The sequence below is a fragment of the Aulosira sp. FACHB-615 genome (genome assembly GCF_014698045.1).
Taxonomy (GTDB): domain Bacteria; phylum Cyanobacteriota; class Cyanobacteriia; order Cyanobacteriales; family Nostocaceae; genus Nostoc_B.
Genome location: NZ_JACJSE010000054.1, coordinates 1 through 23,954 on the forward strand (window position 1 = coordinate 1; position 23,954 = coordinate 23,954).

A 23,954-nucleotide genomic window follows, 5' to 3' on the forward strand; every position below is an offset into this window, starting at 1 on the left:
CCAGCAACGGGAATTACCCAAAGTTCGGTGAATGGCTCGTTGGTGAAGTTTTCGTTAATGGTCATTGGGCGGTCAGGGCGTGAGATGGAGATCGCAAAATCAGCCTTGTTACCCTTGAGGTATCCGCCTTGCTGTGCTTCCAGAATTGTTAACTTGGGAGGACAATCGAGAAGAAATTGCCCGTACTCCTTGGCGCAGTTGGCTTGCAGCTTGGGTTGGCTGGGAGGAATCAGAAAAACGCTGTTGTTGATTTTGAAAGTTTCCATATTTGTGTATGTGTTGATTAATAATTGAGAGTATGGTTGTGTTTGTTGTAATGTGGTGTTATGAACATCTCATTCCTTCTCTGTAACCGCCTGGGTAAATAACATTCAGGCGATTATTTTTAGGATTAGTCAGCAATATCTAATGCAGGACTTTGATTCGGTTCGAGTTCCAATTCCAGATAAGAAAGCGCAGTTTCAGCATCACCAATAGTCAGATCGGGCTGATAATTCAGTGCTAGGTAATCGGGGTGTTTGGCGATTTCTTTCAGGATGAATTTCCCGGCATCAACCAACTTGTGCAATTCCGGGGGAGAGATTGAAGACTGATGCTGTACCTTGCTTACTAGCTCTGGTTTAGTAGTAGATTCAGTTGACATAATACTTACGCCAGCAGCTTTCAACTCATGCTTTAATGATTCAACTTGGCGCAGATGATTGGTAATTTCTGTTTCTAAAACTGTTTTTAATTCCTGTGGTGAAAGCAGTTTTATGTCATCCTCAATCCGAGTTTCATCATCTTCAGTATTCTTGTTTGGGAGTAAAATATAACGCCAACCTGCACCATATTCGTCAGCTAAATATGTGTCTTCGGCGTAATACTTGAGTCCGATTATTTGACCGCGTTCTGTGCGTTGTCCAAAGCCAAATCGGGGGTAATGCCAACCCGGAGGAATCGAAATCGTTGGTTCCATTGTTTTTATTAGTGAAGAGATTGGTATATTTGATTACGTCTTTGGATGAGTTGGAGTGCAGAGGGAAAGGGGAATTTTTACCCCTATTCCCTCAACCCTGCTCCGTTTCCTGGTGCTACGCAGCCACAAACTCCGCACTATCCAGCAGATGCTTTAACTCCCCAGAAGGCATTTGTTCAAGCGGTCTGTACTGCAAGTATTCATCAACAAAATCAGCACACCCTGGCAACTCCGCCCGTGAAACACACCAAACCGCATCTGATACAGAGTCACAGAAGACTTGCTGTTGATCAGCATCCGAGGTGCGGGTGAACCACCAGTTACCGCCAGCGCAACCAACTTCGCCCAGCTTCTCGTCGTTGCGGTAAATGCCATCATCCAGCAGTTCCAACCCCAGGTTTTCGCATTCGTTGAAAATCTGCGCCATAATTTCGTTGCCAGTTGTAGCGGCTGGGGTTTCTTGTTCCTGTACAGGTAATGAAGCATCCAAGTGATGTGTGCAGATGTAACGGTAGCACTTACCCCAGGTATCAGCGCGAAACTCTTCTTTGTTGTTGACCATTACTAGCCAACGTTGAGTAACAAAATCGTTATGGTCGTAGGAAATTTGGGCTATCAGTTGACCGTTGGCGTAAATTTCGTGGTTGTAAAAGTCGATTTCAACGCTGGTAAATTCTTCTGGTGCTACAGCTTGCGCTTGAGCTTCTATATAGTTGTATAGCTCTGCCTGTGCTACGACTAGCTCATCTATTGCGTTGCGGTTAAAACCTTTTGATGCTTGCTCTGTATTGGTAAAGTAGGTCATAATTAGAATTTCCTGCCTCTTCATGGGGTTAGGTCTTTACAAAGGGCGATCGCTCAAGTTGTCCAGACCTCGCGATCGCCTTTTGTTTGTATAGATACAGTATATGCAATAGCTATGCAAAAGTCAAGCTATTTGTAGCATTTGTATATGCAAAATTTAACAAACCCTTGTATATTAAGGAAAAACTTAGCATAGGCATTGCATAGACAAATAAACAAGGCTAGTCTATGTATAGACAAGTAAGTGCAGGAAGCAGTATGGGTCAACTGAACATCCGAATAGATGATGAGTTAAAGGAAGCTTTCATTAAGAAAGCGAAAGAAAATAACACTTCAGCGACAGAACTGCTAATCGAATATATGAAGCAGTATTTAGCTACTCCCCAAAAGAGCGAATCCCAAAAAATAGAGGAATTAGAAAGAAGATTAGTAAAGGTTGAGCAAGTATTGGGGGAATTAGCAGCCTGAGAAATGAGCTTCTGTTTCTCAGGCAGTGGCGCGTGCGTCTCCGTAAATCTTTAAAACCTGATTCTTTATCCCCTGACGATGAGCCAGGGGATTTTGCATAAATGGGGTGTATATACATTTTCTATGCGCTGCATTGACTAATCTATGCAACGCCTATACTATGAATATATAGAGTCATCACTTGCATTAGGTATCTGGGGAGGTTTTAAAGCTTAGATAATGGTTAGAAATGGCACACGTATAAGAAGCTTTAACTATAGATAAATCGCTGAAAGACAATACAAACAAGCGAAAAGTTGAGTAAAACATTAGCTTGTTGATTCCCCCCTGTCAGTTTCCTACGCTACCAGAGGGGATAGTCAAACGACCCTCAAACAAGTCTATGACTACACAAACAATATCAAATCCTCCTGCCTTATGCACAGAGGAAAATGCTGTTATTGGCAATTACACCGTTAAAACAGCATCAACTCCTAATTACGATCTTCTCAACACCAGCATTAAAGAAACCTTCACAGCCATCGACCGCTTCGAGTGGCAGGCCGTTGATGAGATTTTGCAAATGCGTGACAATCAGCTTTATCGTGAAGCTGGCTACAAATCTTTTGAGGAATACTGCCAAGCCGAATTATCAGCCTGGGGTGGATACCGAAGAATTAACCAACTGCTGGGAGCTAAGAAAGTTAAAGACACAGCTGATGAATTGGGTGAACACATCAAAAACGAGCGTCAAGCTCGTCCTTTACTAAGGTTAGCTAAGGAACCAGAGAAACTGAAGCAAGCCGTTGCGATCGCACTCCAGCAAAACCCTTCCCCCAGCGAATCAGACTTTGCCACAGCTGCAAATAAAGTAGTTCCTCGTCTACCACGCCAAAAAACTCAGGAACCATTGGTTCCTCAAATTCAAGAACTAGTGCTTCCTCAGATTCAGGAACCAGTGGTTCCTCAAACCAACACAGTCACGATTACGTCACTATCTCATCCAAGACATGGGCAATCAGGAACCATCTCAGCCGACCCACCCAATCAAAGACAGCAGATTGTCACGTTTGAGGATGGCGAGAGAGAACTGGTCAACAATGCTGATTTGAGTAATGACGCAATTGAGTCATTTACCCCTGAGCGAACTTACCCCAAAGAATACGCCGAAGCGATCGCACAACTCAAACAGCAGCACCAACAAGAACTAGAACGGTTAGAACGGGATTTGCGGATTGGCTTGCAGACAGAAGCCACAGCCCAAGCCCAGCAACAGGTACAAGAACAACTCACCACTTTAAAAAACCTGTTTCAGCAACAAAAGAAAGAAAATATCCAGTTACAGCAACGGATTTCCCAGTTGGAAGGACTCAGACAGTTAGAACTTGAAAACCAGAGACTACAAAAACGTATTCAGGAATTGGAACACGCTGTGCAAGAACGTCCTGCTCAGGAATGGGGGAATACTCTTACTAAACAGGCTACCAAAGCGTTAAACAAGGAAGTCAAGCGATCGCTGGATAAGACGATTGATTTGCGATCGCTGGCGCAAGAACCACCAAAAGAAAATGCTCAAGAATGCTTACGACTGATGGGTATTGCTTTGAGTAATCTTGCCAGTGCTATGAACAATACCAAGGCATTAGAAGCTGCGGCGTTAATTCTGGGGAGTGAACCCACACCGCAAGCGATCGCATATCGAGCCGAGCAATTGCAACTAATACCGCAAGCAGTGAGTGATATTCGGGCAGTGCTATCCAAGCCTGGATGTAGCTGGTGGGATTATCTGGAAGTGGCGCAGGAATATGAGGTTATCAAAGCTGACTACTGGGCGGAATTGACCACCCAGGAAACAGAACGAATCACCGCTTTGGAGAAAGCCGAATCCTCACTCATTACGGAACCAATGGTTCCTGACGAAAACCCTGCTGATTCTTGTTCTTCTGATTGTGAAGTGATTGGGCTTGGTTCTATCGTTGCCCATGCGGATATCTACTGCGCTTTGTACAACGCCAAAGGTGAAGTCATCGAAGACATGGGCGAAGAAGTTTGGGTGGCTTGGGAGCATTGGCGAGACAAGCCCAAAAAGACTGACCGATATTTCAAAGATGAACTGCGATTCTGGCATGAACAAAACCAGTAAATAAAACTCGCACTTACATCTCTACAAAAACTGAATGCGGCATAGCTCAACTGCTGCTGATATTTTCATGCGTCAAAAATTGGAGTCGATATCAATATGGATGCAATTACATCAACCTCTACTACCCCTGATAGCCCATTTGACCAAATCAAAAAAATTGATGAGCAGGGTTATGAATATTGGTTAGCAACCGAATTGTTAACCTTGCTGGGTTATCAAACTTGGAAACGAATTAGGGACACCGTTGAAAGAGCAAAAATCAGTGCCAAAAATGCAGGGCTAGACCCATCTCACCATCTGGTCGATGTCGTCCAAATGGCGCAAATTGGCGCATCTCAGGCATTTAGAGAAGTGCTGGACAATTATAAGCTTTCACGACACGGTTGTTATTTGGTGGCAATGAACGGTGATCCGCGAAAACCAGAAATAGCTGCTGCACAGAATTATTTTGCTTTTAAAACTCGTGAGGCTGAGTTAGCCCTGCAATCTCAAGAGTTATTGTCGCAACTGCTAGAGAAAATTGAACAGCAGAACAAAGTGATTGAGGAACAGGGGAAAGCGATCGCACAACTGCAAGCCCAAATTCAAACCCTGCTGCCCCCATCATTTGACTTTATACCTCCTGGCTGGGATGCCGAAGTATGGCAAAGTCTAGCCCCCCAAGATAAACGCCACTTCAGGTTTTTATTCCGTCGCCGCAACTTTCGACCATCAACCAAAAATGAAACCCTGGCTTTACCTGCTGCCACAACTGAACAGATGAAGCAAAGGCAACGCGATGAAGTAGCGCGTTTGGTTGGTGAGGTGTCACCCGAAGAGAAACAGCAATTACAAGCCGCTAAACGCCAACAACTTCGAGAGTTTTGGTCGCAAGCCCCAGAAGAAGACCAAGAAAATATGCCGTTTTAGCCAGTCAGTTTTTAGAAATTATGGAAGGTGAATTATGAGCAGCATTGCCTCTACTGAGAAATTTTCTATCCTGGTGATATTGCGCCGGGAGTATCTTGATATCACTGGTAACTTCTGTGCAGCCAAGCTGATTGAGTATTTTCGGCACTGGACAAAGTGGAAGATGAAGAATCACCGCACCCCTTGGATTTATCAGCCTCTCAAGAAAATTTACGCTGATTTGATGGGTGAACATAGCCTTCATGTAATCAGGAGTGCGATCGCTCTACTTGACGAGATGGGTATTATCTCCAAGCAGAAGAACCCAGGTAATGGGCAAGATAGGACGTGGCAGTATAAATTGAACTTCGATGTACTGAATAGGCTATTAGAACATGGCAGGTGCAAAACTGAACCTTCAAGACTCAATGCAGAACAATACCACAGATCCCATCCAGAAGTTTCAAAGCCACAGCAACACTCTGCTGTTGAGCTTGAAAAAAGTGAACAGGTGGAAACCGAAATTTTGGACTATGACCAGGAAGGGGTTTGTCAAACCTCAAAACCAGAGTTACCCGAAATTACTCACTTCGTTGAAAACATAGAACTGGCTGACTCGACTACCGAGGCAGATATTCATGAGGATCATTTTTCCGCCGCTCCGGTTGCGTCAGATTTTTGTGACGAAGACTTTGGTGATGATGATTGCGCTTTTGGGCGACAAGAAAAATTAGTTCAGCCCAGTAGCCAAGAGGTTCAGGATGTCCTACAACAGCTACGAGACATTCCCTGTACCCCGCAGTTTCGTTTAAATGCAGAGATTCAGCGCACAGTTAGGCGGTGTTGGGCGAATGTGCCAGGGGCGATCGCTTATCTCAAAGAGGCGATAAGGACTTGGAAGGGTATCAAGTCACCGGAAGCCGTGTTTGTTGCTGCTTGTAAGGAGGGGCGGAAACCGGAAGCACAACAGGCAAAGTCTGGTGTGAAGGATTGGTTTGATTGGGCGAGGAAAAACAGGATTGTGATTGCGATGTCGGGTGAGGTTGTGTATACGCCGGATGGGGAGGCGGTGGCGTTGGCGGAAATGATGCGGCGGTTTCCGGTAGGGGAGTAATAACGCAAGGAAACAGGCGATCGCAACCTGGTCAAAGGTGCAGCAAAGTCAAAGAGCCAACCATAACAGATGTAGAAACTCAAGATTACAGAGAAAATGGGCAAATTTTTACAATGCAGTAGCAATTTTAATTATATTTCAATCAAATTTCCTTAAAAACTTTGAGATTTGTATCATGCTAATAGTAGTTAAATTAATGAAAATTGCAATTTTACTCAGCTTTACATAGAAAAAAACTCCTAATATCATTGTCTCAATCTCAGGTAAAACTTATTGAAGCTAGCCATTCTCCTTATTTGCTTATGGTATTACTTTAAAAGTGGATCTAATTTTTTATAAAAAAATTATAATTTTTTTCGACTGTTACGTATATTAAGACGTACTAGTGGATATTTTTCAATTAAGTATATACTGCCGTAAGTATACTGAGTACAAAGTATATTTTAAAAAATAAAATATTATATATTAGGTTTAACTTAAGGATATCTAAAGTTTTATGTCTAAAACTTTAATTGAAACTGTACCTTATAAAGGTGGAATAATTGAAATTTATGAGAACTCTGGTGGAACATTTGAAACCAAATGTTTAAACCCAAGAGGTGAAGATGTAACGTATTTAAAAGGTTTTGAATTGAAATATTCTAAAGGACAAAAAGAAAATGCTGTAATAGATGCTAAACAAACTATAGACAGACTAATTTATGAAAATAAATTTTAATAAGGCTAATTAAACTCTAATTTTGCTAAGTTTAATGTTTATCAAAAATACTAAGGATATTGTATGTTTTGGCTAATTCCTATTATTGGAGCTATTGCAGTTTTTTTGTTCTCTGTCTGGGATAAGTTACCTAAAGATATTAAATTAGCTGTTATAGAAGCTATAATCTCAGGGTTTGGAGAATTATTTAAAAAGTTCTATCAACATTATAAAAAACACAATAAATAGTAATTATGACTAGTTTTAAAGATTTTTATAACAATATAGAAGAATTTTCTAAAGAAATAGATACAGAGATTGCCAGCACATCCCCGCTTACACAAGGATTGATATCAAGCACTATAATAGGTAGCGTCGGACAAGTATTATTACCAACAATTGGTATGTTGTCTGTTTTTAGTAACGCCGAAAAAGTTGAAAAGTTTAGTAAAGAAGTTGCTAACTATGCTACAAGTGAGGATGTTATATCTTCTTTGAGCGAACAAATAGGTACACCAACACAAGACGAAACAGAAGAAGAATTTGTAGAGCGAGCAAGCACAATACTTAGGAATATTTTAAAGAAAAAGTTTAAAATTTAGACTTATAACTATTATCCCAATTTAGTCTGAAGCTGTATAGAATTTTAAAAAATAAAAGTTTTGATTAGCAAGGATTATAAACTTTTATAATTTTATCCAGTTTCACATTAATTTGGTATGAGCAATCATAATTACATATAGCTTGCCATTTAATTATCACAAATGTATTACAAAAAGATTGAAATTAAATTTAGATATTAAATAACTTAGAAATTAAAGAATTTATGCCAACCTGTGAATATTGTGGAATAGCCTTTGATTTATCCGATGGGATTTATGATGACGGAGATTTTATCTGTGGCAGTTGTATTAATATATTTATCTATAAGTCTGAAACTGTTCAAAATAATTCTAAGATAGAATTAAAACCGCTTGCTTCCCCGCATAGTGTTCAAGTAAGCGAAGAAGAGAGGATAAAAAAGCTTAATACAAAAGCTGATAATTTAGCGAAAAATATAGAAATTATGGTAAGAGGTAAGACTAGATCAATTTGTATTAATTCATCAAATAAGAAAGCATTTGACCTAGCTGTTGAACGGTTGGGAATGAAACTTGATGAATTTAATATTGGAGATGACGATGGTTACTTACAAATTAGTTTGAAACGTGACATTTAAAAACAATTACGATAATACCGTTTTGACTCAAACGTTCTGAACTATTTAAAAATCATAAAACATAAGTTAAGAGAAATTCCTTTTACAACACAGTTTCGGCTCAATGCAGAGATTCAGCGTACAGTCAGGCGGTGTTGGGAGAATGTGCCGGGAGCGATCGCGTATTTGAAAGAAGCACTCCGAACTTGGAAGGGGATTAAGTCGCCGGAGGCTGTGTTTGTGGCTGCTTGTAAAGAGGGAAGCCGGAATCTGCACAGGCTAAATCTGCTGTGAAGGATTGGTTTGAGTGGGCGAGGGGAAAGCGGATTGTGCTGGGGATGTCGGGGGAAACTGTGTATACACCGGATTGTGAGGCGGTTGCGGTTGCCCAGATGATGCGACGGTTTCCGGTAGGGGAATGACGCTACAAGTAAAGCGTGACTGGCGCATAGTTTAAGGTACGGCTCGGTGGATGTGAAAACTCAAGATAGCGTAGAGGTTATTCTCTGCAATGAGAACTTCTAAGTAATGTCTCATAGTGTAAAAAATTTTCACTTAATAAGTAGGTAGAGTTAAGATTTGGTATCGCCCGTCGCTCTTAACAAAAATAGTATTACCTGCTACTCCCACATTACACAATTATGATGGACTGGAAAAAACTGCTGACACCTCAAAGGCTGGGTAAAAATGAACCAGAAGATATCCAGCACGGCCGTACTCCCTTTTTAAGGGACTATGATCGTTTGGTATTTTCTTCTCCTTTTCGCCGCCTTAAGGATAAGACACAGGTTTTTTCTTTATCCACGAATGACTACATTCGTACTCGTCTTATTCATAGCCTTGAGGTTTCTTGCGTTGGTCGCTCTCTTGGTAGGATTGTCGGAAATGAGATTATAAAAAGACACAAGCTTGATGAGTATGGCTTCAGTGCTTCGGATTTTGGTGAAATTGTGTCTGCGGCTTGTTTAGCTCATGATATAGGTAATCCTCCTTTTGGGCATTCTGGAGAAGATGCTATTCGTACAGCGTTTCAATCTTGGCACGCTACTGTTCAGCAAACAGAAGAAAATTTTTTTGATGAATCTCAAAAAACAGATTTTGAGCTATTTGAAGGTAATGCACAAGGGTTTCGTATTTTAACTAAACTAGAAATGCCTCCCCAAAGAGGGGGAATGCAACTTACTTGCCCGACGTTAGCAGCATTTACAAAATATCCTAGAGAATCTTTGGTGTCGGAATCTATTTTTAATGGATACAAGGGTAGAAGTATTAAAAAATATGGTTTTTTTCAAGCAGAGAAAGATTTATTTACTGAAGTAGCAGAAACGGTAGGGCTAATTCGTCGTCATGAACAAGTAGCATGGTGGGCGCGGCATCCGCTTGCTTTTTTAGTTGAAGCAGCAGATGACATTTGCTACTCAATTATTGACGTAGAAGACGGGCATCGTATGGGTTATATATCGTTCGAGCAAACTAAAGACTTACTCAACGAAATTGCGTGTGTTGATATTCAACAAGCTGATGAGAGCAATGAAGAAAAAGTTAAAAGAATGCGTGCTAAAGCTATTAATAAGCTTATCGAGAAAACAGTAGAGATTTTCTTGGATCATGAATTAGCAATACTTTCTGGAGAGTTCGATAAAGATTTGTTATCTTTAAGCCAATATGACAATCATCTAAAAAATATTAGTCAGAAAACAAGGGCTACTGTTTTTGAAAATCGTGATGTAGTTGGTATTCAAGTTGCTGGATATGAAGTTTTAGGAAAACTATTTACTGAGTTTGGTAACTCTATTTTGAGTAGTGATAAAAAATCAAAATTAGTCTATCTTATGCTTCCTAAAGAATATCATCCAAAAGCTGAGGAAGATATTTATACAAAAATTCTTAGAATTACAGACTATATTTCTGGTATGACTGATTCTTATGCTACTAGCTTGTTTCAACAGCTTAGTGGTATTTCTTTAGGGGCAAGTTAACGCACTGTTCATTGTTTGCCGAGTAATTAATGAGTAAATGAAGATTTAAATAAAATAATGAAAACTGATATATGCAAGCTTTGTGGACAACAAAAGGAATTAATAGGAAAATCGCATATAATCCCTAGACATTTTCACCTTTACACTACTACACAAATAAAAAAATATTTTGATGAGGTAGTAACTGATACTACATACATTTACTCACTAGATGGCAAAGAAAAACAGGTTCAAAATGGCTTATATGTTGGAGGGCTATTATGTGGAGATTGTGAAAATTCTATAGGCAGGTGGGATAAATATGCACAAAATCTACTGCTTAAGGAAATTGATATTGATGCTATTGCTGAAAAACAAGAAGTAACTAGAGAAGTACAAACAATACCAAATGTTGATTATAAGTTACTGAAATTGTTTTTTATGTCTCTTTTATGGAGAAGCCACATAGCAAGAGATCACTTCTTCGTCAACAAAGTTAGTAAAGATGGAAAGATTGAAACAGCACAATTTTTCAAAGAAGTAAACTTAGGGCAGCAGTGGGAACTCAAACTGAAAAGTATGATTTTGCAAGAGAATCCTGGTACAGAGGATGATTTTTCTGTAGTTTTGATTAAATATATTGGTAAAGAGTCATATGTACATTTATTGCCTCCCAAGAGAATCAAAAATGATTCAGCGAATTTTTATCAGTTTACTTTCGCAGGTTATTCTTTTTTTATAAAAGTGGATCAACGTAAATTCCTGAAGAAAGTTAGGGAAATTATGCTGAAACCTAATTCACCTATGTACTTCCCTATTAAAAAATATAAAGATTCTCCAGATTATTTACACTTATTAAAATGGGTAAATAGCGTACCTGAAATGTCTATTTAATCAGTAGCGATATATCATTAATATTTTTCAGGTTTCATTTTATAAAACAAACAAAATTAGATGATGAGGCAGAAGACTCTCATTATTACTCGATAGCTACAGAATCTAAGTTTTAATTTATTTCTTCTACTCCAGCCCCAATTCTAGCTGCACAGGTTCTTCCGTTTGTGATTGTGTGCTGTTGGTGCGTCGAGTGCTTGTTTTTGCGGTAGATTTTTTAGTTGTTTTGGTTTCGAGTTTGTCACGTTCTGCGTGGATTCGCTCTAGCAGGACAGATGCAGGTTCGTCGTTGGGGTCTTGGGGTACAAGTTCGCCGCGAAAGGCTTTAGCTAGGATGGATTGGTTGAGAGATTGTAAATCTTGTAAGCAACTGTTAGTCAGAGATGCAAGATTTTGTATTGCTGCGAATTCTTGTTTTACAGCACACACAATTGTATGTTGTTCGGCTAAAGGTGGCAGTGGAATAGGCATAGATTTTATGTCACTTCCGGCGATCCCCTGCTGCCCTGCTGAAGTTTTTATATGCCTTTCAATATGTGAGCGTGATAATCCACAGTTACAAGCTAATTCTAAATATTCAGGTAGAGATAGTAAATTATCTACCAACTGTCCTCGAATAAGTTTGTCAGGATAAAGCAGATCATTAATAATTTTTGGTACTATTCCACAAACACCAACAAATGAGCGGCTACCGTTATATCGTGTAAACAGTAAATCACCTGTTTCTAAGAAGTAATTACTTAAATCATCAGTATTTTCTGTACGATAGAATCTAATATCATTAATATTTACTTCCATCGCTCTAACTGATGAGATTCTAAGAATTGGGATACCAGGAAGTTCATCTGCTGGTGGTTTTGATAAACCATTGCGAAGCGAAAATAAAAGCTGGTCTAATGTAACCCATATCCAACTTTCTGGGAGTTGAGGTAACTTATCAATATCTGGCTTGATCGGCTCATAATTTTTAACTTTTGAAACACTTTTTTGCTTTTTGTATAATTCTTCACTCCACTTGCGGCGACGTTCTACTCGAATGCGCTCAAGTAAAACCGAAGCAGGTTCAACATTACTGTTTTGCTCCCGCCAATCAGCAGTGAGGTCGCCACGAAAGGCAGCAGCGAGGACAGATTGACGGAACTGGTCTAGCAGTTGAGGGATATCCTCAAGCGCATCCTTCACTCGCTGGCTTCTGGCTTTCAGTGCTTCTATTTTGGCAACTATGCGGCGTTGTTCGTTGAGGGGTGGAAGGGGGATAACGATTTTATTTAAAATATCAGCAGACACATTAGGAAATGTTGAGCCTGTTCCTAATCTATATATTTGATATTCATTGAAATGAATAAAAATATTTAAATATTCCTGATAAATTCTTGAGCGTATAGCAGCTACTCCTCGCCCGATACAAGCTTCAAAACCCGCAATATTCATTCGCCCAGTGGTTGAACCACGCACGCATAATATTAAATCCCCTTCTTTGCACATCTTGGTTGGCAAAGTGGTGAACTTAGATTTTATTGTTTTAGAAAATGGATCAGGGCCAAACTCAACAGGGCCATTTATTAAAGGCACGCCAACCCCTTGCTGATTATAAGTGTCTCCAGGAGGGCTTTGACCCATAATAATTTCTGCTATATCGCTAACTTGTGACCACACCCATTTCTTTGGCAATTCTGGTAATTCATCTTTATTCTTAATCAATCTTTTCCCTCTTAACCTTCAATATGCAATTTATTAGTACGATTTTAGAAGTTAAATTTTATATAGATAAATACTATTTAAATATTAAATATATCCTTTATTAACTAGTGTTAAAAACTCAACTGTAATTACTATGGTTTTGCTTTTACTCTAAGAGTGCAGTTTCTTCCTCGGTTTCCTCCTCTGCCAGCAAAACCGTCAACTCCTCCATCTGAGCGATCGCCGTCTGCAACTTCGTCATAATAGCCGCAGCAATTACATCTGGTTCAGGTAAATCATCCCCCGACTGCAAACTTTCATCCCTCAGCCAAGTTATATCAAGGTTTTCGCCGCGTTTAGCAATATCCTCTCGCGTAAAGCAACGCCAACGTCCCAACTCCCCTTGATCAACACGGGGGCTGTTACCATTGGAGTCATCGCCGTAAACTTCCTCAAACGCCTGAAAATGCAGCTTAGTTAAAGGTGTACGCTTGCCAAAAACAGGTGTATTCGTCCGCATATCGTAAAACCACACCTGCTTGGTGTTGCCCTTGTCTGTCGTTCCTCGTTGGAAAAACAGCACGTTAGTCTTGACACCCTGAGCGTAGAAAATACCTGTAGGCAATCGTAAAATTGTATGCAGGTTGCACTTATCCATCAAATCAGCCCGAATGCTCCGCCCTTGCCCATCTTCAAACAACACGTTATCAGGTAACACTACCGCAGCCCGTCCTCCAGGCAACAGCCCACGATAGATATGCTGTAGAAAAGCTAACTGCTTGTTTGATGTAGGGTAAGTAAAGTCATCTCGTGTAGGCAGTCCGCCGCCCTTTTTCGTGCCGAACGGGGGGTTAGTCAAAATAACATTGGCTTTTGGTAACTGCTGTCCATCGCTGGAAAGGGTATCGCCTATGTCTACAGCCCCTTCAATGCCATGTAGCAGCATATTCATCAATAACAGGCGGTGGGCATCCTGTACTAGCTCAATGCCGTAGAACGCTTGATGACGCTGGAATGATTGCTCTGCCTCGCTTAAGTCAAATAAATCATCAGTGTGTTTTTTGATGTAGCGATCGGCAGCAATTAAAAAACCACCAGTCCCAGCTGCGGGGTCTTGCACCAATTCCCCTGGCTGCGGCTTGATGAGTTCGACCATGCAATCAATCAAAGGACGCGGCGTAAAGTATTGTCCTGCACCGGATTTTTTCTCACTGGCGTTTTTCTCTAGCAGTCCTTCGTACAGATCGCCTAACCCTTCTTCTTTGGCAGAGTACCAGTCAAGCTCATCAATGCTTTTAACCAGTTTGTTGAGAATCTGCGGTTTTTTGAGGGCAGTCTGGGCATTAGCAAAGATAGCTTGCACTCGTGGCGGACTGTCGGAACCTAGCTTTAATAAGGTGGCGCGGTAGAAGTTCATCTGGTCAATGCCATCCTTGACCACCAAATCACCCCAGCGACAGCCCTCAGGTATTTGGTTTTCTGTACCAGTTTCCTGTGCCATTTTCAGGAACAGCAGGTATGTTAGCTCAGTTACGTAATCAAGATAAGTAATCCCGTCATCCCGCAGGACATGACAGAGATTCCACAGTTTTTGTACGATGTCGGTAGTTGCGCTCAAGGTTTTAAATAAATGCTCAGTATATAAATAAATGCTGCTTTGCAATTATACGCAATTGGGTAATGTTGTCAAAGCTGATTGCTTTTATAATTAGAGTAAAAAAGATAAAAACAAATAAAGATATCTGTAGGTTTGATTATAGAATCAGCTTACTTACCCCAAGTATGTTAGCGGTTGAATCAAATTTTGATTCTCCATTAGATATATTTTAACACTTAAAATCAGTAGTTTATGCTAACAGAAACTTAGAATATTGTTAATAAATTACAACATATTTAACGGTAAAATTATGACTCAAGCCTTACCTAAATTAATTACATTTGATGAATTTATCGAATGGTATCCTAACGATTGTAAACGGTATGAATTGCACAAAGGAGTAATTGTTGAGATGCCGCCGCCAACCGGAGAACATGAGAAAGTTTTAGGATTTATAGCCAGTAGATTAACTGTAGAGTTTGTTCGTCTGAACCTTCCCTACACTATACCCAAAACTGCATTTGTCAAAACGCCTTCGGCTGAATCTGCTTATTCGCCGGATGTGTTGCTGTTAAACCTTGATAATCTACGCAATGAGCCGCTTTTTCAAAAACAGTCAACAGTAACCCAAGCTGCATCTGTTCCTCTGGTGGTTGAAGTTGTATCAACTAACTGGCGTGATGACTACTACGATAAACTTGGGGATTATGAGGAAATGGGCATCCCTGAATATTGGATTGCTGATTACGCGGCATTGGGAGCTAGGAAATTTATCGGTAATCCTAAACAGCCTACGATTTTTGTATGTCAATTAGTGGATGGGGAATATCAGATGACCCCATTTCAAGGTAACGCTGCGATCGCATCAGCAACCTTTCCCGAATTAAATTTAACTGCACAGCAGATTTTTGATGCGGCTAGATATTAATTTGGCTTTGTTTTTTTCCTAATAGTTTTCAAGTCGTGTCAGGCTGTCAGAACTTTAGTGTAACAAAGTAGTGCGCTAAAACTTCATCTGGTCAATACCATCCTTGATCAGTAAATCACCCCAGTGGCGGCCTTCGGGGATTTAGCTTTCTATACCAGTTTCCTCTTTGCAGTTTCGTAATTTTTAATACATAATTATTTGTGCTATTTAGCTAAATATTTTGCGTAAATTAGCTAAATGTACATATTGGTTAGAAATATTAAAATTACGTTACAGGCTGGAACAAAATGGAAGAATCCGAGCTTAGGCAAGAAGAAATTGAAGTCTCAGACTATCAAAAGGAAACTTTTAAGTACCAATTGGAATGTTTAAAACTAGAGCTTGATTTAGTAGATAGAGCAATAGCCCGTTTAGAAACAATAACTCAAAATGTCAAAAATTTCTGTGTTGTAATATGGGTAGCAAGTATCACCGTATTTTTGGGGCAAAGTGAATTAAAGAAATATGTTGCTTTTACTGCTATTACACCTATTTTATTATGGTTTATAGATGCTTGGTGGGTACATTTTCATAGAGGTTCTTATCTTCGCATTAAAAAAATACGAGAATTTTTGAATAGTGAAGACCTCACTGAATCTTTTAAGCAGCAGAAACTTGTAAATTTTAAAATTATTGATATGCTAGGCTCTCAATATAGAGGCACTAAGGAGTACAAAACTTATACCAGTGTAATAAGGATCATGAAATATAAAGAGTTATTTTACCTTTATACTGGTCTTGCTATTTCTAGTATCATCATCGAAATAATTGTTTTATTAACTTCAAAATAGATGTGACTTAAAAACCATAATATCATTAGCCTACATCCTGCCAAAGTGCTTCATTAATCTGCACTAAAATATCTTCTAAGCGTCCGTCAAAAGCTTTATTTAACCTGACGAAACCACCCTGAGCTTTGAATTCTCCCTGGTCTAATGATTCCCGATCCATAATAGTTTCTATCTTCAACTGCTTACCAATACGCTCTAGCCATTTGCGTTGAGGTTGTGTCCAGTTTTGAGAAACCATAATTTTCCTCATAGCCTTATCTACCCTTTCCTCATAAGGAACCAAAGCATCACCCAAAGTAGCTTGACGGATAAAGCCGATGATTGAAGCAGCAATATCAGCATTAGTCATTTCTCGCCATGCTACTTGCAAGGTTTTCTCGGAATACCCAGCAAGGTCTAGCATTAATCGCAATTCTTTCAACTGCGCCCTAGTTAACTCACGGGGTCTGGTAGTCACAACTGTCAAAGCTGGAATTTTATTGATGTTCTCGCGTAGATATGCACTAAAACTATCTAGATAATCTTCGGGTTTTTGGGCATTACCATAACCCCGTTCTACGCGACGCAGTTCATCAGCATGGCGAGAAATTAGTATAGGTTGTCTGCCGCCATCTCGTTCATCTAACATTTGTGCGATCGCTGCTCTTTGTTTAAACCATTCCTTAAGTTGCTGAGGATTGGTTTGACGCAGGTGGTCGATCATCTCTGATATTGGCATTCCGGCAGCAGCTTCAATATTCTCCCGGTTGCGATCGCCCCATCTCCTCTGCTGGCGTTGTAGTTTAGCTAGGAGTTGTTCAACAATGGTAGCCGTAGCAGTGCTGTCGTTAACTGTCTGCAATTCTTCTACCAGTTGAGTAAACGAAATCTTGGGGTTAACTGCCACTGGTTTCATCGTGGACAAAGGCGACAGGGCTGTATAGAGATTTACTGCATCGTAAATGTAGAAGACTTCTTTTTTGATTTCATCACAGCGACGCGTTGCCCGTCCTAACATTTGTTCGTAAAGGATGCGCGAGTTCACCCGCCGAATAAAAACTAAATTGCAGATTTCGGGTACATCAATGCCAGTAGTTAATAAGTCAACTGTCACGGCAATTTTAGGATTAGCTTCGTTTTTATAGCGGCGAATTAATTGTGATGGTTGGTCTGCCTTGCCAGTTATTTTGAGAACTGCATCATCTTCAACGCTGCCATACTGCTTAATCAAAGCTTGTTTCAATAAGTTAACAACGATATCAGCATGATCGTCTTTCACGCAAAATATTAATGTTTTCCCTGGTAGTGAAGGGTCGATATTCTGGGCTAAATATTCACAGATGACTCGGTTAAATTCTTCGGTGACAACTTGGCGGTTAAAATGCTCTACCTCAATTCTGACTTCATCAGGTGCATTAACTAGATCAATTCTGCCTGTAATCGGGTCAAAATATTCCATTTCTGCCCCTGGTTGCCACACCATACCATCTTCCGAGAGGGCTGTAACTATGCGGATGGGAGGTTCACAGTCGATGAGGTATCCATCAATTACCGCTTCTTTGTAACTGTAAGTATAAACAGGTTGACCAAATATTTGGGTAGTTTGCAGGGCTGGGGTGGCAGTCAGCCCAATTTTCACTGCATCAAAATGGTCGAGGACGCGACGATACTTGGAAATGTAATCATCATAGTCGCGGAAGGTAATTTCAGAATCGCTTAATTCCCGATCTAGCAAATACCCTCTATGGCATTCATCCACGACAATGCAATCATACTGGTCGGCTGTAGGAACGGTTGCGTTCTCTCCTGGGTAGAGAATACGTTTAACAAATGCTTGCACGGTGGCAATGTGAACTTTGGTATCGCTTTCTGGTGCAGCTTCCCCCAGTTCTTTAATCCCAAAAATATCAGCAAAGGTTTGCAAATTCTCTACTCGCGTTTCTTTGAAGACATTACCTGTTTGTTCTCCTAATGCTCTGCGGTCTACCAGAAACAGAACGCGGCGAAAACGTTTAGTTTTGAGAAGACGATAAACCAGAATCAGGCAGGTTTTAGTTTTACCTGTCCCCGTTGCCATTGCCAGTAATAATTCCCTAAAGCCTTGGGCTAATCTGGTTTCAACGGCTTGAATGGCTTTGATTTGGTAATCCCGCAGTTGCAGATTATAGTTAAAACCTTCTTTGGCAAGTCGTTCGTGTGCTTGGTCTACATCTTGATTGAGGGCATCAACGAAAGCTTCTGGTTTGTACCAAGTGGTGAGAGGACGGCGGATATTTTCAGGGCGGCGGACATCACAAAACCATATACCGCTTTTGGTTTGCAACTGTCTCAGGAATTCTCGCCCGTTGGTGGCAAAAACGAAAGGCACTTTGTATTCTCCCCAGGTGCCACCAGGTAAGGTTTCGTTATCCTTAATTTTGTAACCGCGACTATAACGCTTGGCTTGGTCGATGGCAGCATAAACATCCGTGCTTTGGCGTTTGGCTTCAACAACTGCCATTACTTGAAGTCCTACAAATAAAACGTAGTCAGCACGTCCGTCGTTTGTTGGCCATTCTGCGATCGCTCTCATCTTTCCTTTTTGAGGACGAGTACCTGTACTGTACGTTAGCTGTTCTGAGTCCACTTCCCAACCAGCAGCCCTTAATTGAGCATCGATGAGGCGGCGGGTTTCGCGTTCATCTAAATCAATGTTATTTCCTGCTTGTTGAGAACGCTGGATGGTTTCTTGAATTGCTTGTGCAGGTTGAGTTTGTGCTGTGGCTTGAAGAGTTATAAGGTGATTTAACGCTGCTTGTTTTTGTGCTTCTGCTTCCTTGGCTAGTTCTTGGGCAGATATGCGACGCTGTTCTTCTTGCTGGGCAGTTATTTGTGCTAGTTCGGCTACGGTACGGCTGGCTTGTAATTCTAACCGCAACTGTGACAATTCTTGCTTAAGTGCTAGGGTTTCAACTGCCCCGTCTTGAGGTGGAACAAACGGGCCGGGATGGAAATCGGGATTTTTCGTGTTGATGCGATGAAACCAGATTCCTAGTTGACGCGCATATTTTAGGTTACTAAGGGCAGTTCTCTGGTCGGATGCAAAAGCGTGTGTGGCATCATTGCCAGCTAGACGTAATTCGTTAAACAAATCATACGCCCTGCCTTTTAAGACTCCTTTATCTCGCAAGCGACGCATCAAATCAATTTGTCGTTCTTCGTCATCATATATCCCTACATTAGCGGCTATCATTTGAGCGAGGAGTTCGCCAAACTGACGCAGTTTTATCAGGCAGGTGTTGGGGTCATCAGTAAAATACCTTTCTGCCAAAGCTCCCAGTCGCACTAATTGGGGGTCATGGACTGCTAAAAACCCAAAGTTTGGCGATACTAACATTGTGTCAGTCTTTCTCCTGAGAGCTTAGAAGTGTAGATTGCTACTTGCTTAGTACCTTTTTAACAGATTATTACGTAATCTACAATCAAAAGTCTCTTGGAAAATGTTAAGTCATAGCGTAGTTAAAGCAAGAATTAATACACGCAATAAGTCAAGCTATCCCAACAAAAGTGAACCTAGAAACCTGCTCTAAAGATGGAACTGCGCGAGGTTCCCGCTTTTCAAGGATTACAAACTATCTGTGCGATGTATAGATTCAATCAACTCCTCAACTTCTTCTTCGTCTAGACATTGTTTTACTTGAGTGCTGAACCACTGGGATTCTTCCAGTTCTGTTTTCTGGACTCGGTAGACCAGTAATGTTCCAGCAACGCGGGCAAGAGTAAGAGGTGATGGGGAAATGTGGCTCAGTAGATCGCACGCATCCTGGTATATTTCCGTAATTGATAATTCGTCCAAAGGAGATCCCAACTGAGCAGAAAGCTGTTTTAGGTTCTCCTGAATAGAAGAGTGGAAGTCTGGATCTTCGGGATGGGAAAGAGAGTTACTCATAGTTGTCGTTCAAATGCCATTGGCAAACATAATGAGTTCTTAAAACTCCTTTAAGATTTACAGTATAGTTTTTTAACTTATAGTCAATAGTATAAAAGTTCTAGTATTCCAAACTACCTTGTTAATTCTACTTTTAACAAAGGTATTAAAACCTCTGAAACCTCAAATAAAATCTGAACTCAATATGTTTAGCCACAAATACGCAATCATTCCTCTATTAGGCACTTTAATTGTTAGTAACGGATTTTTCTCTAAAGTATCTGCTCAAGATATTTCTGCTCCAGAGACTACGGATTCTGTTGCCGTCACTGTCACAAACCAAGAGTTTCCCCAGTGGGGATATTACACGGTACGAAGAGATTTCCGCAGATGCGCTTCTCCAATCTGCGGTGGATATTTCATCAAACAAGTCAATTTAAAGGCTACTCCTTGCGTCGATGGTGTTTTTCGCTCCGAATGCTATGTATCGGCAATTGATTGGAATTCTTTGAAAGTATCACCTTCCCAATTGGCAAAAATCCAAAATGATGATGGTAGTCGTTTGCTCCTCAGAGGTAACATCGTTCCAGTGACATTTCCTGGATTAGGTGAGTTTGGGAATTTGCAAGTCAAAGAAGCATTCATAGCCGCTACAAATAATCCGGCGAAAGGTACTTTTGCGGGACTAAAAGACAATGGTATTCGCTGTATCACAACTCCTTGCTTCTCTACAGATCAGCTGGTTCTAAACAAGCCTTATATTTCTCAAGTTTCGTCAATCGATTTGAGTCAAACGGGTGCAACACAAAAACAACTTGACGCAGCAGCAAGTGAAATTTTTGGTCAAGGTTTGATTGCTGTAGGTACAACAAAGGTAGTCGAAAACATAGATCCAACAAGGAGAGATACTCAGTTTGTCGCTACACAGTTTTATCTGAGAGTGGCACAGAATTAAAGGAATTTGGGCGTAGATTGTAATTTTCTATACTAAATATTTGAGCATTCTACCTTTCGGGGAAAGAAAAAATGAGTTCCTTAGACATCTCAACGAATATCCAGACAATTTCTACGACCCCCTTTGCCGATCAAAAGCCCGGCACCTCTGGGGTGCGGAAAGCAGTAAGTATTTTTCAACAACCCCACTACTTAGAAAACTTCATCCAATCTATTTTTGATACGGTAGGAGACTTACAAGGGCAGACATTAGTTTTAGGTGGTGATGGTCGTTATTACAATCGCCAAGCTATTCAAACTATCCTAAAAATGGCTGCGGCTAACGGTGTAGGTAGAGTTAAGGTCGGACAGGGAGGAATTTTGTCAACTCCTGCCGTTTCCTGCATCATTCGCAAGTATAAGACTCTTGGGGGCATTATTCTGTCGGCCAGCCATAATCCCGGTGGCCCAAAAGGTGATTTTGGTGTTAAATACAATATCAGTAACGGTGGGCCTGCTCCAGAAAAAGTAACAGAAGATATCTACGCCCGCAGCAAAGTAATTGACAAATACCAAATCTTGGATGCGCCAGATGTAGATTTAGATACCTTGGGTGAATCTCATCTGGGAGCAATGGTTGTCGAAGTCATCGATTCCGTGCAGGATTATGAAAAGTTAATGGAGTCTTTGTTTGATTTTGATCGCATTCGTCAACTTTTAACTTCTGGTAACTTCCGACTGTGCATAGATTCACTTCATGCGGTGACTGGCCCCTATGCCCATGCCTTGTTTGAGCATCGCTTAGGCGCACTGTCGGGAAGTGTGCGAAACAGTGTACCTTTGGAGGACTTTGGCGGCGGACATCCCGATCCAAATTTGGTGTATGCCCACGAATTAGTCGATATCCTTTATGGAGAAAATGCCCCAGACTTTGGAGCAGCTTCCGATGGCGATGGTGATCGCAATATGATTTTAGGGCGGAGATTTTTCGTTACCCCCAGCGATAGCCTAGCAATTTTAGCTGCCAATGCGAAGCTAGTTCCAGGATATCAGGCAGGTATAACAGGAGTAGCACGGTCTATGCCTACAAGTCAGGCAGTAGATCGAGTAGCAGCAAGGCTGGGAATTGACTGCTACGAAACACCCACTGGTTGGAAGTTCTTTGGCAATTTATTAGATGCAGATAAAGCGACTCTCTGTGGAGAAGAAAGCTTTGGCACTGGCTCCAATCATATTCGAGAAAAGGACGGGCTATGGGCAGTGTTATTCTGGCTGAATATTCTGGCAGTCAGACAACAATCTGTAGAAGAGATTGTTCGCGAACACTGGCAAACCTACGGACGCAACTATTATTCTCGTCATGATTATGAAGAAGTAGATGCCGAGGGAGCCAACACCTTAGTAGAACAACTGCGATCGCAAATCCCAAACCTGAAAGGAAAAAGATTTGGGAAGTATGAAGTTGAGTATAGTGATGACTTTAGCTACACCGACCCAGTTGATGGCAGCATTAGTCAAAAACAAGGCATTCGCATCGGCTTTACTGACGGCTCTCGCATTGTTTTCCGACTATCTGGTACGGGTACTCACGGTGCAACTTTGCGAGTTTATCTAGAATCTTACGAACCCGATACTGCTAAACAAAACATCGATCCGCAACAAGCACTAGCAGATTTAATTGCGATCGCCGATGAAATTGCTCAAATTCGCACCTTCACAGGTAGAGAACAGCCAACCGTGATTACTTGATGGGCAAAAAAATTCAGGATATTTAGACGCTGTGATTTATGGTGTGGTTCTATTGATGGCGGCGATCGCTTATTTTATTCTGAGTCGTACCTTAATTTCTCATCACGGTCGAGACTCAATGCTGGCTCTGGCTGTTGGTCGAGACTTTAAGGGCAAAATATCGGTGTTGATTTATGCGGCGGCAATTCCATTAGCTTTCGTAAAAGCATGGTTTGGCTGTGCATTGTATGTTTTGGTTGCAATTATGTGGCTCATACCTGACCGCCGCATTGAAAAGGCTTTGAGATAGCCTTTTACGGACTTTTGCACAAAAATTATGAGCTGGTGCTGCAATATTGACTGTGTTAAAGATACTGTCAGAGATTCTTGTTGATAAACTTCAGGATAACTATCATGGTGATTAAGTTGAAAGTACTTCATAATAAATGCTGAGATGCCAGCACTTTGTCTGCTAATTCTAAGATGTCTCAGCCATCAGGGCGGCCGCATCTTGTCAACAAGAATATTCTATTCTCAATAGGCTCAAAAATAATCTCATTAACGTTAGCTTCTTGACAAAGATTTTAGCGATCGCTTTGAGGGTGGGAAAACAAGTCAAACGAGAAATGGTGATTTTTTCGTTGCTTTTTAACCTCAGTGGTGGTCAAGTATAATTTAGATGCGTTCGCCCTGTCTCAGCCATGTATTGAGTTTTGTAAATTTATATTTTACTTATATAAATGTACTTATACAAATTTATTTTAATTACCATAATTAGTGTTATGTCTACTATTTCAATATGTTTAATTGATATTGAAGCAGTACTTCCTAGCACTCAAGTATTAGCACAAATACCAAATGATCCACAAGTAAAAGCATCAAGCTTAGTAGAACAAGGTAATCAGCAACTAGAACAAGGTAAATTTGAAGAAGCAATTCATTCTTTTCAAGAGGCTCTCAATATCTATCGAGAAATTAAAGACCAAAGTTATGAGGCGATAACCTTACAAAATCTAGCAGATGCTTACTCTATTTCAGGAAAAAATTTAATAGCTATTGACTATTATGAACAAAGTTTATATTTAGCGAAAAAAGTTGAAAACATTTCATTAGAAAGAGAAGCTCTATTTCGATTAGCTGAATCTTATGAACTCATAGCTCACATCTTGCACCTGGAAATATGAATGTCAAAACCACAACTACGTGCAAGGGGAGTTAGCCGTTCAACGTCAAGTAAAAGTAGATACACAACTATATGAGGAAAAATAGAC

At 40.6% G+C, this 23,954-nt stretch carries 23 protein-coding genes and 1 pseudogene; 16 read left to right on the forward strand and 8 right to left on the reverse strand.

What is annotated here, in order from left to right:
• The 3 genes and pseudogenes from H6G77_RS33595 to H6G77_RS33605 all read right to left on the reverse strand — a co-directional run.
• Positions 1–266 (reverse strand): annotated as a pseudogene (locus tag H6G77_RS33595) (hypothetical protein); the annotation flags it as partial.
• A 125-nt stretch (positions 267–391) separates the two neighbouring features.
• Positions 392–958 carry a hypothetical protein gene (locus tag H6G77_RS33600; protein WP_190873920.1) on the reverse strand — a complete coding sequence of 189 codons (567 nt, stop codon included), beginning with the start codon at positions 956–958 and terminating at the stop codon, positions 392–394.
• Positions 959–1,073: 115 nt separating this feature from the next.
• Complete coding sequence (locus H6G77_RS33605) at positions 1,074–1,763, reverse strand: hypothetical protein (protein WP_190873921.1); 690 nt, start codon at positions 1,761–1,763, stop codon at positions 1,074–1,076.
• A 227-nt stretch (positions 1,764–1,990) separates the two neighbouring features.
• Between H6G77_RS33605 and H6G77_RS33610 the strand changes: the two genes are divergently transcribed.
• The 8 genes from H6G77_RS33610 (at position 1,991) to H6G77_RS33645 (ending at position 8,270) form a co-directional block, all read left to right on the forward strand.
• The gene (locus tag H6G77_RS33610; RefSeq protein WP_190677778.1) at positions 1,991–2,230 is read left to right on the forward strand and encodes a hypothetical protein; all 240 of its coding nucleotides are present in this window, start codon (positions 1,991–1,993) and stop codon (positions 2,228–2,230) included.
• 382 nt (positions 2,231–2,612) lie between these two features.
• Positions 2,613–4,352, forward strand: coding sequence for a hypothetical protein (locus H6G77_RS33615; RefSeq protein ID WP_199331744.1), 1,740 nt, complete (start codon positions 2,613–2,615; stop codon positions 4,350–4,352).
• Between the two features lie 96 nt (positions 4,353–4,448).
• Positions 4,449–5,261, forward strand: coding sequence for a BRO family protein (locus H6G77_RS33620; RefSeq protein ID WP_190873922.1), 813 nt, complete (start codon positions 4,449–4,451; stop codon positions 5,259–5,261).
• A 34-nt stretch (positions 5,262–5,295) separates the two neighbouring features.
• Positions 5,296–6,354, forward strand: coding sequence for a hypothetical protein (locus H6G77_RS33625; RefSeq protein WP_190873939.1), 1,059 nt, complete (start codon positions 5,296–5,298; stop codon positions 6,352–6,354).
• A gap of 496 nt (positions 6,355–6,850) precedes the next feature.
• Complete coding sequence (locus H6G77_RS33630; RefSeq protein ID WP_190873923.1) at positions 6,851–7,072, forward strand: hypothetical protein; 222 nt, start codon at positions 6,851–6,853, stop codon at positions 7,070–7,072.
• A 63-nt stretch (positions 7,073–7,135) separates the two neighbouring features.
• Positions 7,136–7,300: a hypothetical protein gene (locus H6G77_RS33635; protein WP_190873924.1), complete on the forward strand. Its 165-nt coding sequence runs from the start codon at positions 7,136–7,138 to the stop codon at positions 7,298–7,300.
• A 5-nt stretch (positions 7,301–7,305) separates the two neighbouring features.
• Positions 7,306–7,653 (forward strand): hypothetical protein, encoded by a 348-nt coding sequence (locus tag H6G77_RS33640; protein WP_190873925.1) that lies wholly within the window; start codon positions 7,306–7,308, stop codon positions 7,651–7,653.
• 224 nt (positions 7,654–7,877) lie between these two features.
• On the forward strand, positions 7,878–8,270 hold the full coding sequence (locus tag H6G77_RS33645; RefSeq protein WP_190873926.1) for a hypothetical protein: 393 nt from the start codon (positions 7,878–7,880) through the stop codon (positions 8,268–8,270).
• A gap of 258 nt (positions 8,271–8,528) precedes the next feature.
• Here H6G77_RS33645 and H6G77_RS35495 read toward each other — a convergent pair whose 3' ends face one another.
• Entirely contained in the window at positions 8,529–8,699 is a 171-nt protein-coding gene (locus H6G77_RS35495; protein WP_206758069.1) for a hypothetical protein, read from the reverse strand.
• 191 nt (positions 8,700–8,890) lie between these two features.
• On the opposite strand from H6G77_RS35495, the gene H6G77_RS33655 reads away from it, so the two are divergent.
• Both H6G77_RS33655 and H6G77_RS33660 read left to right on the forward strand, forming a co-directional pair.
• A complete protein-coding gene (locus tag H6G77_RS33655; protein ID WP_199331745.1) occupies positions 8,891–10,228 on the forward strand; it encodes a deoxyguanosinetriphosphate triphosphohydrolase in 1,338 nt (445 codons plus the stop codon).
• Between the two features lie 57 nt (positions 10,229–10,285).
• Entirely contained in the window at positions 10,286–11,101 is an 816-nt protein-coding gene (locus H6G77_RS33660) for a hypothetical protein (RefSeq protein WP_190873927.1), read from the forward strand.
• Between the two features lie 126 nt (positions 11,102–11,227).
• Here the strand turns inward: H6G77_RS33660 and H6G77_RS33665 are convergent, their stop codons facing one another.
• On the reverse strand, positions 11,228–12,802 hold the full coding sequence (locus tag H6G77_RS33665; RefSeq protein WP_190873928.1) for a restriction endonuclease subunit S: 1,575 nt from the start codon (positions 12,800–12,802) through the stop codon (positions 11,228–11,230).
• Positions 12,803–12,947: 145 nt separating this feature from the next.
• A complete protein-coding gene (locus H6G77_RS33670) occupies positions 12,948–14,399 on the reverse strand; it encodes an N-6 DNA methylase (RefSeq protein ID WP_190873929.1) in 1,452 nt (483 codons plus the stop codon).
• Between the two features lie 289 nt (positions 14,400–14,688).
• Between H6G77_RS33670 and H6G77_RS33675 the strand changes: the two genes are divergently transcribed.
• Entirely contained in the window at positions 14,689–15,306 is a 618-nt protein-coding gene (locus H6G77_RS33675) for a Uma2 family endonuclease (protein ID WP_190873930.1), read from the forward strand.
• 287 nt (positions 15,307–15,593) lie between these two features.
• Positions 15,594–16,136 (forward strand): hypothetical protein, encoded by a 543-nt coding sequence (locus H6G77_RS33680; RefSeq protein ID WP_190873931.1) that lies wholly within the window; start codon positions 15,594–15,596, stop codon positions 16,134–16,136.
• 25 nt (positions 16,137–16,161) lie between these two features.
• Here H6G77_RS33680 and hsdR read toward each other — a convergent pair whose 3' ends face one another.
• Positions 16,162–19,491, reverse strand: a complete 3,330-nt coding sequence (hsdR, locus tag H6G77_RS33685; RefSeq protein ID WP_190873932.1) for a type I restriction-modification system endonuclease — start codon at positions 19,489–19,491, stop codon at positions 16,162–16,164.
• Positions 19,492–19,719: 228 nt separating this feature from the next.
• A complete protein-coding gene (locus tag H6G77_RS33690) occupies positions 19,720–20,043 on the reverse strand; it encodes a hypothetical protein (RefSeq protein ID WP_190873933.1) in 324 nt (107 codons plus the stop codon).
• Between the two features lie 184 nt (positions 20,044–20,227).
• Here H6G77_RS33690 and H6G77_RS33695 point away from each other — a divergent pair, with 184 nt between their 5' ends.
• From H6G77_RS33695 to H6G77_RS33710, 4 genes are all read left to right on the forward strand, one after another.
• Positions 20,228–20,977 (forward strand): DUF6748 domain-containing protein, encoded by a 750-nt coding sequence (locus H6G77_RS33695; RefSeq protein ID WP_190873934.1) that lies wholly within the window; start codon positions 20,228–20,230, stop codon positions 20,975–20,977.
• Positions 20,978–21,048: 71 nt separating this feature from the next.
• Positions 21,049–22,704, forward strand: a complete 1,656-nt coding sequence (locus H6G77_RS33700) for an alpha-D-glucose phosphate-specific phosphoglucomutase (RefSeq protein ID WP_190873935.1) — start codon at positions 21,049–21,051, stop codon at positions 22,702–22,704.
• Between the two features lie 31 nt (positions 22,705–22,735).
• Positions 22,736–22,993, forward strand: coding sequence for a hypothetical protein (locus H6G77_RS33705; RefSeq protein ID WP_199331746.1), 258 nt, complete (start codon positions 22,736–22,738; stop codon positions 22,991–22,993).
• Positions 22,994–23,465: 472 nt separating this feature from the next.
• Positions 23,466–23,867, forward strand: a complete 402-nt coding sequence (locus H6G77_RS33710; RefSeq protein ID WP_190873936.1) for a tetratricopeptide repeat protein — start codon at positions 23,466–23,468, stop codon at positions 23,865–23,867.
• Positions 23,868–23,954: the final 87 nt, after the last annotated feature.